We start from the raw sequence: 12,596 nt of genomic DNA on the forward strand, positions 1-12,596 counted from the left end.
GCCGGTGCGCTGCGGCGCTAAATCGATATGGGCCGAAAATGCGCGGGCACCACGAACTTCGTTTGGGGCGCGCACGCGTGAATTTCGCGCTCGAACCCGGCGAGATCGGCGCGCCGCTCCGACTCGACGTCCATTTGTTTGGGACCGAGCGGCTCCGCATGATTGTCGAAGTGGTTCGCCAGTACGAGCGGCGGCTTGCCGAGCGCGCGCATCAAGCGGCACGCGTAGTCGGGCACTTTGTCGCTGGGTCCCGCGACGATGGCCACATCCGGGCGCAAGCCCTCGATCTCGCTCTCGATGAAGTTCGGTGAGCCGACGATGAATACGGTGCGCCCGGCGACGCGCACCAGATACTGAAAGACATCGCCCAGAGCATATCCGGCAGACGTCAGGGGCAGCTCGACGTTTCGGGGGATCTGTCCGGGCTTCTCGCCACCCCACACGCCGTGAAGCGCGCGCACGGGGCGCACGGAGAACGGTCCCAACGCGAACGTCTCGCCGCCGCGCGCGAGCAGGAGCCGCTGCTCGGACACCCCGGAGGCGCGGGCGACGTTCAATGCGCTCTCCGAGCCAAGGACGGCCGCGCCGGTGCGTTTGGCGATCGAGGGCACGTCGAGCACATGATCGAAGTGCGAGTGGCCGACCAAAATGCCATCGGCGTGCGCCGGGGCATAGCGCGCAATCGTGGCCTCATCGGGCGCAACGGGCGCACCTTCCTCCTTGGGGCGGACCCGCGAAAAGTACGGGTCCACGAGCAACGCATGCTCCCCCTCCGTCACTTGCCACCCGGCGACACCGAGGTACGTGAGGGTGACGGGTGCAACGGCCCCCGGCGAGGGCGCAGGCGACGATGGCGCGGACGCGGGTGAAGAGGACGGGGACGTCGCTTGCGCACACGCGATGAGCGATAGCGCCAACGTCGTGGCGAGGGAGGTGAACATGGCTCGGACGGACATGTTGGCTCTCAACGCCCAAAGGAGAGGGGCGCTTCCCATTTCGTGGCGCAACGTCGCAGGCGGCCTTTCGTCCACCTCGTGGACCGTCGACCTCGTGGACCGTCCACCTCGCGGCGCCCCGGCAGGTACCTCGCGGTGCCGGCAGGTGCGCCGGCGCGGGTCAGCCCAACCAAGGTTTGGCGATTCGGTCGTAGGTGCCATCGCGCCGTGCGCCGCCGAGCCATTGATTGACGTAGCTCTGAAAGACCGTATCACCCAAGGGCAAAAGATACGCCTTTTGACTGAATGTCAAAGGCTGCTGCGGGCGCACCGCGCACAACGCAGGGTTTTGCTTGGCCTGCCAGCGTGCCTCGGCGCCGTCGGTGATCATCACGTCCGCCCTCCCCGCCACGATTTCGCCGTGGATGGTATTGTTGTCCGGATAAACGATGATGTTCGCCTTCGGCAAGTGGGCGCGAACGAACTGTTCGTTGGTGCCCCCCGGGTTGACGATGACGCGGACATCCGGCTGATTGATCTGCTCCAACGCCCCAAAGCGCGCCGCGTCCCCGCAACGCGTGATCGGCACCTTCCCGTCATTCAGGTACGCATCGCTGTAAAACGCGACCTTGGCGCGCTCCGGCGTGATGGATATACCGCCCACCGCGATATCGCACTTGGTCGTAAAGTCGCTCATGAGGCTCTTCCACGTGGTCCGCACCATCGTGCGACGCACGCCCAGCCGGCGGGCCAGATCGTCGGCCATGTCCACGTCGATGCCGCTCCACCGCGAGGCGGCCGGCTCGTAATAGGTAAACGGCCGATAGTCGCCCGTGCTGCACACCCGCAGTTCGCCGCGCGCCGCGATCGCCTGGAGGCGGTCCGCCGCCGGCTCGGCCGGGCCCGATGCGTGGGCGCAGCCGATGAGGCCGCCCGCCAGGGACAGGGAATACGCCATACACACGTGCGCTGTCGTACCGAATCGCATGACGGCCATTCGTACCATCGCGGCGCGGGTTTGCGTGCGCGACGAGCCGCCGAGCGTGCGCGACGAGGCCGCCGAGCGTGCGCGACGAGCCGCTGAGCGTGCGCATCGTCCTCGACGTCGGAGGCGCCACCGGCGCGTTCTCGATTCGGGCGTATCCGTGGATCGACGCGTCCACGGATCCGTGCATCAGGAGAGCGCCTCCACGATGGTCCGATGAAACCAGCGCTGCGCGCTCGAGTCGGCGGCGCGCTCGGGGCGATGCAAGCGAACGGTGAAGGCCGGCACCGGAAAAGGCAGCTCGAGCATCTTCAACCCGCCCCCGGCCACGAACATGGCCGCGATTTGCGAGGGAAGGACCGCCAGCAAATCGCTCCGCGCGAGCACGTGCGGCAGCACGGAAAAGTGTCGGATGCGCAGGCTGATCTTGCGCTCGATCCCGCGCTCCCGCAGCACATCGTCGGCGAGCCGGTGGCCGCTCGCGGGCGCCATGGCGACATGCTGCTCGGCGGCGTATTGGTCGAGGGTGAGGGAGTCGCCGATGCGCGCGTGCTCCTTGCGCAAAAGGCACACGTAGCGCTCGTGGAGCAGCACATCGCTGCGCGTTCGGCCGGGAAAAGGCACGCTGCAGATGGCCGCGTCCACCTTGCCGGTGGCGAGCCAGTCGCTCACCTTGTCGATGTCCATGGGGATCACCTCCAGCTCCACCCTCGGTGCGATCGCATGCACGCGCTCGAGGATGCGCGGCAGAAGCCCCATCTCCCCGAGATCGGTGAGGCTGAGACGAAAGCGCCGGTCCGATTGCCCCGGCTCGAAGCCGCGTGTGCGATCGACGGCGCCGTCGATGCGGCCCAAGGAGTCTTGAAAGGTAGCATAGAGCTGCGTGGCGAGCTCGGTGGGGCGCATCCCCTCGCGCGTGCGGATGAACAAGGGATCGGCGAACTGCTCGCGCAGGCGCGACAGCGCATGGCTCGCCGACGGCTGCGTGATGTGCATGCACGCCGCCGTCTCGGTGACGCTCCCCGTCTCGTAAAGGGTGACGAAACAGCGGATCAGGTTGAGGTCGATGCGGCTCATACGTCGCCTCCACGGTCACATAGATGGGGTCGATAATGCATAGTTCAAATATCAATTGGCTCGAGCACCGCCTTCTCACCAGACTGGCCGCCACAAATCCCACCCACGGAGCAGAAACCGATGGCCAGTGTTCACACCGCCGCATACCGGATCTTTCGCCGGCACGGATTGACCACGGTATTTGGCAATCCCGGCTCCAACGAGCTGCCGTTCCTCCGCGATTTTCCAAAGGATTTTCGCTACATTCTGGGCCTGCACGAGGGGGCGGTGGTCGGCATGGCCGACGGCTATGCCCAGGCCAAGAGACGCCCCGCGTTGGTCAACCTCCACGCCGCCGCCGGCACGGGCAATGCCGTGGGCGCGCTGACCAATGCCTGGTACTCGCACACTCCCTTGGTCCTGATGGCGGGACAGCAGGTGCGATCGATGATTGGCCTCGAAGCGATGCTCGCCAATGTCGATGCGCCCCAATTGCCCCGACCCCTGGTGAAATGGAGCCATGAGCCGGCGTGCGCCGAGGACGTGCCTCGCGCGCTCAGCCAGGCCATTCATATGGCAACCCTGCCCGCACCCGGTCCCGTCTATTTATCGATTCCCCAAGACGATTGGGAGCGCCCCGCCGGGGCTGGGAGCGAACATTTGGTCGAGCGGAGGATCGCCAGCGCCGGGCTGCCCTCCCCGGCGCAGCTCGGCCCTCTGCTGGAGCGCCTCAATCGCGCGCAGAATCCCCTCTTGGTCCTGGGGCCGGACGTCGATGCCCGAAATGCGGGCGCGGCCGCCGTGACCTTGGCGGAGAAGCTCGGAATGCCCGTGTGGGTGGCGCCTTCCGCGTCGCGTTGCCCGTTCCCCACGCGTCACCCTTGCTTTCGCGGCGTGCTGCCGGCCTCCATGGCGCAGATCGCCCGCCGCTTCGCCGGCCATGATCTGGTGCTCGTGGTTGGAGCGCCCGTGTTTCGGTATCACGAGCACCAGCCGGCCGAGCATCTACCGGCGGGGACGCAATTGGTGCATCTTACATGCGATGCGCACGAAGCCGCGCGCGCCCCCATGGGCGACGCATGGGTCTTCGACATCCCCGGGACATTGAGCTATTTGGCCGAGCGGGTCTACAACGCGGTGCGGCCGCTGCCCACGGTCCTACCGCGGCCCGAGCGCGCGAGCGACGAAGGATCTGGAAAAAAGCTCCGCCCCGAGCGGGTCTTCGACGTGCTCGACGCGGTGGCGCCCGACGACGCCATTTACGTGAAAGAATCGACGTCCACCGTCTCCGCCTTCTGGCAGCGGGTCGCGATGAAATACCCCGGCAGCTATTACTTTCCCGCGGCCGGCGGCCTGGGTTTCGGGCTGCCCGCGGCCGTCGGCGTGCAGCTCGCCGCCCCCGAGCGCCGGGTGATCGCCGTGATCGGCGACGGCTCGGCCAATTATGGAATCACCGCCCTATGGAGCGCGGCGCAATACCGCATCCCCGTCGTCTTCTTGATCCTCAAGAACGGGACGTATGGCGCGCTGCATTGGTTCGCCAAGATCCTCGGCGCCCCGGGCGCGCCCGGCCTCGATCTCCCGAACATCGACTTCTGCGCCATCGCGCGGGGCTACGGCGTCCGCGCGCTCCAGGCCACCAGCGGAGACATGCTCGAAGCCGCGCTCCGGGAGGCGCTGGGGGCCGACGAGCCCGTCCTCATCGAAGTCCCGACGACCCCTATCGAGCTCATTTGATTTCGGAGAAATGAACATGCCCGGCATTCCTGCTTCCGAGATCGTGCGCAACGCGCCCTTTGGCCCGTTTCACCACGGCCCCTTGTTCTGGTGCTCCTTCATCATGCTGTCCGATGGATACGACATGGTCATTTACGGCTCGGTCGTACCGCACGTCATGCAGCAATGGTCCCTGACCCCCGCGCACGCCGGCTGGCTCGGGAGCAGCGCCCTCGTGGGCATGATGCTCGGCGCCTTGATCGTCGGTCCGCTCGCCGATCGCGCGGGCCGGCGCAAGGTGATCCTCGCGTGCGTCGCGCTCTTCGGCGCCTCCGCCTTCGCCAACGCGTTCGCGTGGAACGCGCCGAGCTTCGCCGCCTGCCGCTTCCTCACCGGCTTCGGCCTCGGCGCGACCATTCCAAACATCGTGGCGTTGATGAACGAGCTATCGCCCGCCGCCCGCCGAAACACGATGATCACGGTGATGCTCAGTTGCTATTCGGTGGGCGGGATGATCTCCGCCTTGCTGGCGCTGTGGGTCATTCCTCGTTTCGGCTGGCCTGCCACGTTCGTGGTCGCCGGAATACCCCTCATGACCTTGCCGCTCATGCGCCGAGGGCTGCCGGAGTCATTGCCTTTTCTGCTGCTCGAGAGGCGCTATACGGAGGCCCGCCAGCTGCTCCTTCGCATCGACCCCATCCGCGCCTCCGGCACCATCGATTTCGAAGAGCCGAGCTCCGAGGCCGCGCAGACCGTGTCGTGGCGGCGCCTGTTCCAAGAGGGCCGCGCGCTCTCCACCCCGATGATCTGGCTCTGCATCGCCATGTGCATGCTGATGGTCTATGGCCTGAATACCTGGTTGCCAAAGTTGATGATGACGGCCGGCTTTCCGCTGGGCTCGAGCCTGCTCTTTCTCGTCGTGCTCAACGTGGGCGCCACGGTGGGCGCGCTGGTGGGAGGCTGGCTGGGCGACCATTGGGGCAACCGGCGCACCCTGGTGCTGTTCTTCGGTGTGGCCATCGCGTCCCTCTGCCTGCTCGGAACGCGCCCTGGCCCCGTCGTGCTCGACGTGCTGCTGTTCGTGGCCGGCGCCACCACCATCGGCACCTTGGCGGTGACCCATGCCTTCGCCGCGCAGCTCTATCCAGACGAAATCCGTGCGACCGGTATGAGCTTTTGCTCGGCCATGGGACGCATGGGCGCGATCGCCGGGCCGCCCTTGGGGGGCTCTCTGCTCGGCCTCGGCCTCTCGCTCCAACAGAATTTCGTCGTCTTCGCCATCCCTGGATTGGTCGCCATCGTCGCGGTCTTGCTGATTGGCTCACCGCGCCGGCCGCCGCACCCGTCCGCCGCCCAGGCCCTCCACGAGGTTCGTTGATCCATGAGAACGTACGACCTTGCCCTCACCATCGTTCTATTTTGCCCATTGGGCGGACGGCTCGCGCTCGCCCAGCTCGCCGTCACGCCCCCGGAGGCCGCCGAAAGCCCGCCGGCGGCAACGGCGATCCCACCGAGCACCGAGCGCGTGCCCTTGGCGGGTTACCGCCACGCCGGGTTCTTCCTTCGCGACGAGAAGGATACGTTCATCATCCACCCCGTCATGACGGCGCAGATCGATCACTATGCCTATTTCGGACCGGGCGTGAGCAGCACCAGCCTGAAGCCGACATTCGCGTTCAAGCGGGTGAGCCTGGGGTTCGCGGGCGAGGTGCTCACGCGCTGGTCCTTTCGCGTCGAGATGGAGATGGGCCGCACGGCGCTCGACAATGTCTCCGGGCGCGCCGTGCAGACCACCGCCGCGGCCCCCGGCGAAGCACCGACGGAGAGCAGCGGACAATACGCCTCCGCACAAACCTCGAAGACCTACGCGGCCCTGGCCCCGGCGTTCCTCGGATTTCGCGCGCACCCCGCGCTCCAGTTCATCGCCGGTCAGTCGCTGACGCCGTTCACGCTCGAGAACATGACCCCTCCGCGCTTCCGCCCCTTCATGGAAAAGCCGCTCGCCGCCCACGCATTGGGCCCCATCGTCAACAATGGATTGGACCTGATGGTGAGCGCATGGGGCGTGCTCGGCGAGGAGGCGCTGACGTACATCGTGGCATGGACCAATGGGGCCGGCCCCAACCGGCTCAACACCGACGGCCGCGGCGATCTGGTCGCGCGCATTTACATCCGGCCGCTCGCGTCCCAGAGAGAATGGGGCGCGCTCAAGGATCTGCAATTCGGCGGGAGCTTCGCGTATGGCTCGCGCGATCCGCTCTTCAGCCACGCCGACTACAACCCGATGATGACGCAGGGCAACTACACGTTTTGGAGGCCCACCTACCAAAGCGCCGCGATCGGCCGCACCGTTCACGTCATCCCTGCGCACCGGCAAATCGCGGTCGCCGCCGAAGCTCGAATCCCATTCAGCATCTTCGACATTCAGGGCGAGCTCGTTTACGTCGACAATGGCACGCGCGAGGTCATCGGAGGTTATCAAAACCAGAATCCAGCGTACGCCCCCGGCACCCTCGGCTACGGGCGGATGCACGGATTCGCCTCCTATGTCATGGGCTCCGTCTGGCTCTTCGGGCCCCGCGCGCTGGGCACACCCGGCCAGGCGATGAAGCCTTTTCACCTGGACCTCCGCGCCGAAAATACGAACGCGGAGAGCTCGCTGCAGGTGCTGGTCCGTTGGGAGAAAATGAATCTCCGCTACGATGGTTACAGCCGCACGTCACCCACGACGGCCACGGGCGAGCCCGCGTTCACCGGGGTGGGCCCTTATGACGGGGACATTCGCGTCCACGCGATCTCGGTGGGGGCCAATTGTTTCATCACCAAACACCTGCGCTTTACCGGCCAATGGACCACGTATCTTTTTCCGAGCTCGGCGCCGCCCACCCCCACGTTCCCCGGCGGCCCCGTCTGCAACGCCGCGGGCTGTGCGAACCGCGCCGCCGCCCCGGCGCAAAGCTTACCGAGCGCCCCCGGCGCCCCGCTCGATCAGCTCCAGGCGCGCGACCACGGCCACGCGCTCCACGAGTTGATGTTCCGCGCACAGGCCGCGTTTTAGCCCGATTCTTTCGCGCGATGACCTGAGGCGCGGAATTCTGTGAGGCCTCGGGTCAAGGTCCACTAAGCTGCGGCGTCATGAGCGACCAAGAGCTCCCCGCCGCGGACCAGCTGGACGATGACCTCGAGCCGCTCGCCAAGGAGGTCGCCGATGCGGTCATCTCCTCCGAAGAGCACTTCGGCCAGCTCGAACCGGGCGCCGATTCGGACGAAGACGACGCACCGCCGCGCGATCTCGCGGTCGTCCGTCGCGACGCCGCGCTCGCGCGCCGCCTGGGCGACGCCGTCCACGATCGGATCGACCAGCTCGCCGCCATCGAGGAGACGTTCGAGGTCGACGCCTACACCTGGCTCGCGGACATCCCCTTCGAGCTGGCCGATCACGGCCAACTGGACGAGGCGATCGATCTCTGCACCGCGCTCGCCCGGTCCCTCGCGAGCCCGTCGTTGGTCTGCGATCGCGCGATGCTGCTCGTGCAGGCCGAGCGCGAAGACGAGGCCCGCCAACAAATCGAAGACCTGCGCGCATCGTTCCCCGACGATCTCGAGGTGCTCGACTCCGTGGCCGACGTCCTCATGGAGCTCGGCGACGACGACGAGGCCGAAATCCTGAGCCGCCGCGTCCGCGAAGACGCCACCGAAGACGAAATCGAGCTCCGTCTGTCGTCCACCGAGCGCCTGGTGGAGCTGCTTCGCACCCGCGGCGAAGAAGACGAGGCAAACGAGCTGGAGTCCGAGCTCGACGATCTCGACCGCCGCGTCGGCGAATACCTCGACGCCCACGCCGCAGGCTTGCCTCCCCGGCTCGACGCTCCCTCCGAGCCCGTTCGCCGCAATGGCGCGAAGGTCGGACGCAACGACGCGTGCCCCTGCGGGAGTGGGAAAAAGTTCAAGAAGTGCTGCGGGCAGTAATGGCGCGCTCTCCGCGTTCGGGGGCGCATCGAGCGACGTTGCGGGAGGCCTCCCCCCGCAACTCGTCTCCTTGATTCCGCGATTCTCGGACGACCAGCCCGGGGATCGCTCACCCTACGGGGCTACGCGGATCCGGATCGACTTCCAATCGACGCCGCCGCGGCTATCCCGTAGAACGACCCAAATCGGGAAGTCGCCGGAGGCCTGCGGCGCCGTAAAGCGGTTCGACGCGAATGTCGTCGGGTCGTTCTCCGCGGCACCTGTGCGGTCATCGGCGAAGCTACCGAACCCCTCCGCCGTGTACCAGGAGACGCGCATCGATTCGCGCAGCTCGCGGAGCTGCCGCGTCTCTTGATCGAATGCCAAATAGCGTTCCGCACCACCGCTTCCCTTCTCGGGCGAACAATCGGCCGCGCACGCGTTGGGATCGGCCGCGTCCTTGGACTCCGTCGGGCCGCAATAGCCATCCCCGCACGCATCGGTGAGCGGGGCACCCGGCCAGCTGACGCGGAGCTCGAACTTTTGGCCGGGCGCGACTTGCAGCGGCGGAGCGTTCGGGTCCGACTCGAGCGGGACGGCCGGCTGCGAACCCCTTGGGAGCAGGGCCTCGACGCCTTGGATCGAAGGATTCGTATTCGGATGGTAGCGGCGCTGATACGATATGATCTGCTCCTGCGTCGCGCCGGGTAGCCCGCACTTGATGCGGACCTTTGCGACGGCGGAGACGAGCGAACCGTCCCCGGGCTCCAAGAGAATGCGCACCGGTTGATAATAGCCGCCGGTCACGTCCGGATCGGCCGGGCGATACGCCTGGTCTTCCGGGACGTCCGGGCCGAACTGGCGGCACGCGTTCTCCGGCACCGGCGCCGAGACGTTCGTTCCGGTTCCCATCGGTACGAGGTAGTCGGCCTCCCACTCGAAGCATCGAATGGTCACGTCGTTCAGCTCCGTCAGGGGCTTGGGCAAACTGCAGAACGCCCAGTTCAGAGGGGCGGTCGTGTCGTTCCCCTCCGGCGTCACCACCAGCGCGCGAAACGCCGCCGGTTTGGCCCCGCCCGTGTCGGGATCGAGCACCGTCTGCCACTCGCCGGGCTCCGTCCGAACCGCCAGCACGCGAAGACTCCGGACCTCGGACGATCGTTCGCTGAACTCGGGCTTGCACCCAAAGGCAAAGAGCACGGCGAGCGAAACCGCCCCTACCCGACCCATACGCTGCGTTACCATTCCAACCTCGCGCCCGCGACGGCCAGCGTAGGCAGGCCCGTGATGTAGTTTTGCTTGGTGTAATTGTAATTGTAGGTGATGTCCTCGCGGTTCTTCTGGTTCGTGATGTTCTGCACGTCGACATAGAGCTCGAGCTTGAACGGATCCCATTTGAACCGCTTGCTCACGCGAAGGTCGGCCTGGACGAACGCAGGGATGCGAATGGAGTTTTGTGCACCGAAATACGGCTCATAGAGGTCGCGTCGCGCATTGTAGAAGGCCCCGACCACCGGCGTCCTCGGAAAGCCGGTCGAGTAACGCAGCCGGCCGCCCACCTCGAACCCCAGCGGCAGCTCGTAGGACGCGACGAGCGTGGCCACGTGCGTCTGATCGTAGTCGAACAGCCGCCAAGGCGCGTCCTCTCGGTCCTTGCGCTCCGAGCGGATGTAGCTGTAGCTGACCCACCCGAAGAACCCTTTGAACAGCTCCTGGCGGAGGAGCACCTGGCCGCCGTAGGCGCGCCCGCGCTGTGTATTGCTGAGTGCCTCGCCGACGACCGGCGATGGAAGCGGGCTGCGCGCAGCGAGATCCTCCGACTGGGATGTGAACGCGGTCACCTCGGCCGATGTCTTCTCGAACATGCGATAGGTGACGCCGGCCAGGTAGTGCGACGCGACCCCCAGACCGAGGTTCGGGTTCCCGAAGACGGGCGATAGATCCTCGGGCACGGCGGACTGATGGTACCTGCCGTAGGCGGCCTTGAAGATGAGCGACTCGTTGGGCTGGTACCGCACCGACAGGCGGGGCTCGACCACGACATCGTTGCGAAGAAACCCGCGCTGCTCCGTCCCCTCCCGGGTCGGATACAGCTTGTCGCCGCCCACGGTGAACGAGTCCAGGCGCACGCCCGGCACGAGGTGGAGTTTGTTGCCGAACAGCTCCCAATCCCCCTGCACGTACGGGGCGATGTTCCCCAACGTGACCTTCCAGTCATCGTAGTTCACGACATCCGTCGGGGGACGGCCGAAGACCGTCACGTCACCTTCGCGCGGCGGCAACGCGAGCGACCCTCGCCGGCGGACCGAGTTCTCGGACAACTCCAGATCGAGCCCCGTCTGCACGACCAGGTTCTTGAGGACTCGGCCGCGCCATTTGGCCCGCGTCCCGAGCACCTTGGACTCGATGCTCTGGTCGCTGGGGGTCGAGCCGAAGCGCTGCACGAACCCGAAGTCGTCCACGCCGACCGAGGGCGTGACGGTGACGGAGGAGCCATCCGAGAACGACTGCTGGTACGTGGCGATCAGGCGCGAGAATTTGGTGGTGCGCTCGTCTGAAATCGTCTGCGCGGGATCGGGGTTCGTGACCACGCGTCGCATGCGATCGTTCGACGTCAAGGCGATGACCGAGAGCTTCGCGTTCTCCCCGAGATCGTGCTCGATCTTCAGCTGTGCGTCCCAGAACGAAGGGATCGGGACGAACTCGCTCACGTCCTCCGAGCTGAAGAACCTCAGGGTGTCGTCGAGGTAGCTGCGCCGGCCCGCGATCGCCACGCGTGTCTTGCCGCCGATGGGCGCTTCGACCATCGCCGATGCGTCGATCAGATCGGCGGCGGCGTAACCGTGGAATCGATCCCCTCGGAGCGCGCGCGAGTCGACGGTCACCAGACCGCCCAGACCGCGCCCGTACTCCGAGCCATAGCCGCCGGGTGTGAGCTCGATGGCGCGGACCAAATCGGAGTTGACGGTCGCTCGGAATCCGCCCGTGTGATACAGGACCGGCAAGCGCACCCCGTCCAAATAGACGCGCGTGTCTTGCGGCGCGGCGCCCCACACCACCAGCGCGCCGGACCCGAACGCGGCGCGACCTACGCCGGGGAGGTTCTGAACGACGCGGAGCGCTTCGCCGCTGGTGCCCGGCACTTTGCGCGCTTCCTCGGTCTTGATGGCGACCGTGGTCGTCTCTTTCTGGATCCTCGGGGCGATGACCTCGATCGTGATCTCTTCGGGCGCGTCCCCGTCGGCCGCCTTCGGCTCGACGCGATAGAGCACCTCGAGGCCCTTTTTGGGCTCGATCGTCTCCTCGGTCGTCACGGTCGCGATGTTCTTGCCCGAGACCGTGATCGCATACGTGCCCGGCGGGATCTCCTCGAATTCGAAGTAGCCCTCTTCGTCGGTCTCCGCCTCGGCCACGGTGACCAAGGTCTTCTTGCCGCTCGCGTCGGTCTCTTCGCGCTCGACCTTGATCTTGATACCCGGGATCGGCTTTCGGTTCTTTCTGCCCGCGGACGCGTCGAGGACCTCGCCCGAATAGTTGACTTGAGGGCCGAGATTGACAATCTCTTCTTTGAATTCGAAATCGTACTTGAACGTGATCTTCACCGGCGCGGGCTTGCCGTCGACCTCCGCGGCCTCGAACTTGAATTTCCTCGCCGATTCGGCGGCAGCGGTGTCGAAGGCGGGCCCCGCCGACTGCACCACGACCACCTCCTGCACGTCACCTTTGTCCGAAATGGCGATTTGCAGGACGACGGCCGCGGAGCGCTCGCTCGCTTTTTCCGATTCGGGGTACGGCGCCTCGACTTCTTTGAAGTTGAGCAGCTTCGGTGCTTTGGTCAGCTTGCCTGCGCGGGAGGGCCCGCTGTCTCCAGTTCCCTGAGATCCCGTGGCCTGAGCGTGGGCCAGGCGCGATGGCAGCAAGGCAAAGAGCGTCGTGCAAAAGATAAGGCGCGAGAA

Annotated in this window: 9 protein-coding genes; 4 read left to right on the plus strand and 5 right to left on the minus strand. The window is 66.3% G+C overall.

Annotated elements, in window-relative coordinates:
- Positions 1 to 17: 17 nt before the first annotated feature.
- From LZC94_24830 to LZC94_24840, 3 genes are all read right to left on the minus strand, one after another.
- On the minus strand, positions 18 to 956 hold the full coding sequence (locus tag LZC94_24830) for an MBL fold metallo-hydrolase (GenBank protein WXB11095.1): 939 nt from the start codon (positions 954 to 956) through the stop codon (positions 18 to 20).
- Between the two features lie 160 nt (positions 957 to 1,116).
- On the minus strand, positions 1,117 to 1,923 hold the full coding sequence (locus tag LZC94_24835) for a transporter substrate-binding domain-containing protein (GenBank protein WXB11096.1): 807 nt from the start codon (positions 1,921 to 1,923) through the stop codon (positions 1,117 to 1,119).
- Positions 1,924 to 2,109: 186 nt separating this feature from the next.
- Entirely contained in the window at positions 2,110 to 2,997 is an 888-nt protein-coding gene (locus LZC94_24840; protein ID WXB11097.1) for a LysR family transcriptional regulator, read from the minus strand.
- A 120-nt stretch (positions 2,998 to 3,117) separates the two neighbouring features.
- Here LZC94_24840 and mdlC point away from each other — a divergent pair, with 120 nt between their 5' ends.
- The 4 genes from mdlC to LZC94_24860 all read left to right on the plus strand — a co-directional run bounded on the left by mdlC (position 3,118) and on the right by LZC94_24860 (position 8,661).
- Positions 3,118 to 4,713 (plus strand): benzoylformate decarboxylase, encoded by a 1,596-nt coding sequence (mdlC, locus tag LZC94_24845; GenBank protein WXB11098.1) that lies wholly within the window; start codon positions 3,118 to 3,120, stop codon positions 4,711 to 4,713.
- A 16-nt stretch (positions 4,714 to 4,729) separates the two neighbouring features.
- Positions 4,730 to 6,070: an aromatic acid/H+ symport family MFS transporter gene (locus LZC94_24850; GenBank protein ID WXB11099.1), complete on the plus strand. Its 1,341-nt coding sequence runs from the start codon at positions 4,730 to 4,732 to the stop codon at positions 6,068 to 6,070.
- A gap of 3 nt (positions 6,071 to 6,073) precedes the next feature.
- Positions 6,074 to 7,750 (plus strand): hypothetical protein, encoded by a 1,677-nt coding sequence (locus LZC94_24855; protein WXB11100.1) that lies wholly within the window; start codon positions 6,074 to 6,076, stop codon positions 7,748 to 7,750.
- Positions 7,751 to 7,827: 77 nt separating this feature from the next.
- Positions 7,828 to 8,661 (plus strand): SEC-C domain-containing protein, encoded by an 834-nt coding sequence (locus LZC94_24860; protein ID WXB11101.1) that lies wholly within the window; start codon positions 7,828 to 7,830, stop codon positions 8,659 to 8,661.
- Positions 8,662 to 8,775: 114 nt separating this feature from the next.
- Here LZC94_24860 and LZC94_24865 read toward each other — a convergent pair whose 3' ends face one another.
- Both LZC94_24865 and LZC94_24870 read right to left on the minus strand, forming a co-directional pair.
- Positions 8,776 to 9,870 (minus strand): hypothetical protein, encoded by a 1,095-nt coding sequence (locus LZC94_24865; GenBank protein ID WXB11102.1) that lies wholly within the window; start codon positions 9,868 to 9,870, stop codon positions 8,776 to 8,778.
- A gap of 8 nt (positions 9,871 to 9,878) precedes the next feature.
- Positions 9,879 to 12,560 (minus strand): TonB-dependent receptor, encoded by a 2,682-nt coding sequence (locus tag LZC94_24870; GenBank protein ID WXB11103.1) that lies wholly within the window; start codon positions 12,558 to 12,560, stop codon positions 9,879 to 9,881.
- Positions 12,561 to 12,596: the final 36 nt, after the last annotated feature.

Source organism: Sorangiineae bacterium MSr11954 (assembly GCA_037157815.1).
Taxonomy (GTDB): Bacteria; Myxococcota_A; Polyangia; order Polyangiales; family Polyangiaceae; genus Pendulispora; species Pendulispora albinea.

What these genes read in the sequence shown, in the direction of transcription:
- LZC94_24840 (WXB11097.1), bottom strand. Translation starts at nt 2,997, where the DNA reads ATGAGCCGCATCGACCTCAACCTGATCCGCTGTTTCGTCACCCTTTAC.
- LZC94_24850 (WXB11099.1), top strand. Translation starts at nt 4,730, where the DNA reads ATGCCCGGCATTCCTGCTTCCGAGATCGTGCGCAACGCGCCCTTTGGC.
- LZC94_24855 (WXB11100.1), top strand. Translation starts at nt 6,074, where the DNA reads ATGAGAACGTACGACCTTGCCCTCACCATCGTTCTATTTTGCCCATTG.
- LZC94_24865 (WXB11102.1), bottom strand. Translation starts at nt 9,870, where the DNA reads ATGGGTCGGGTAGGGGCGGTTTCGCTCGCCGTGCTCTTTGCCTTTGGG.
- LZC94_24835 (WXB11096.1), bottom strand. Translation starts at nt 1,923, where the DNA reads ATGCGATTCGGTACGACAGCGCACGTGTGTATGGCGTATTCCCTGTCC.
- LZC94_24860 (WXB11101.1), top strand. Translation starts at nt 7,828, where the DNA reads ATGAGCGACCAAGAGCTCCCCGCCGCGGACCAGCTGGACGATGACCTC.
- LZC94_24830 (WXB11095.1), bottom strand. Translation starts at nt 956, where the DNA reads ATGTCCGTCCGAGCCATGTTCACCTCCCTCGCCACGACGTTGGCGCTA.
- mdlC (WXB11098.1), top strand. Translation starts at nt 3,118, where the DNA reads ATGGCCAGTGTTCACACCGCCGCATACCGGATCTTTCGCCGGCACGGA.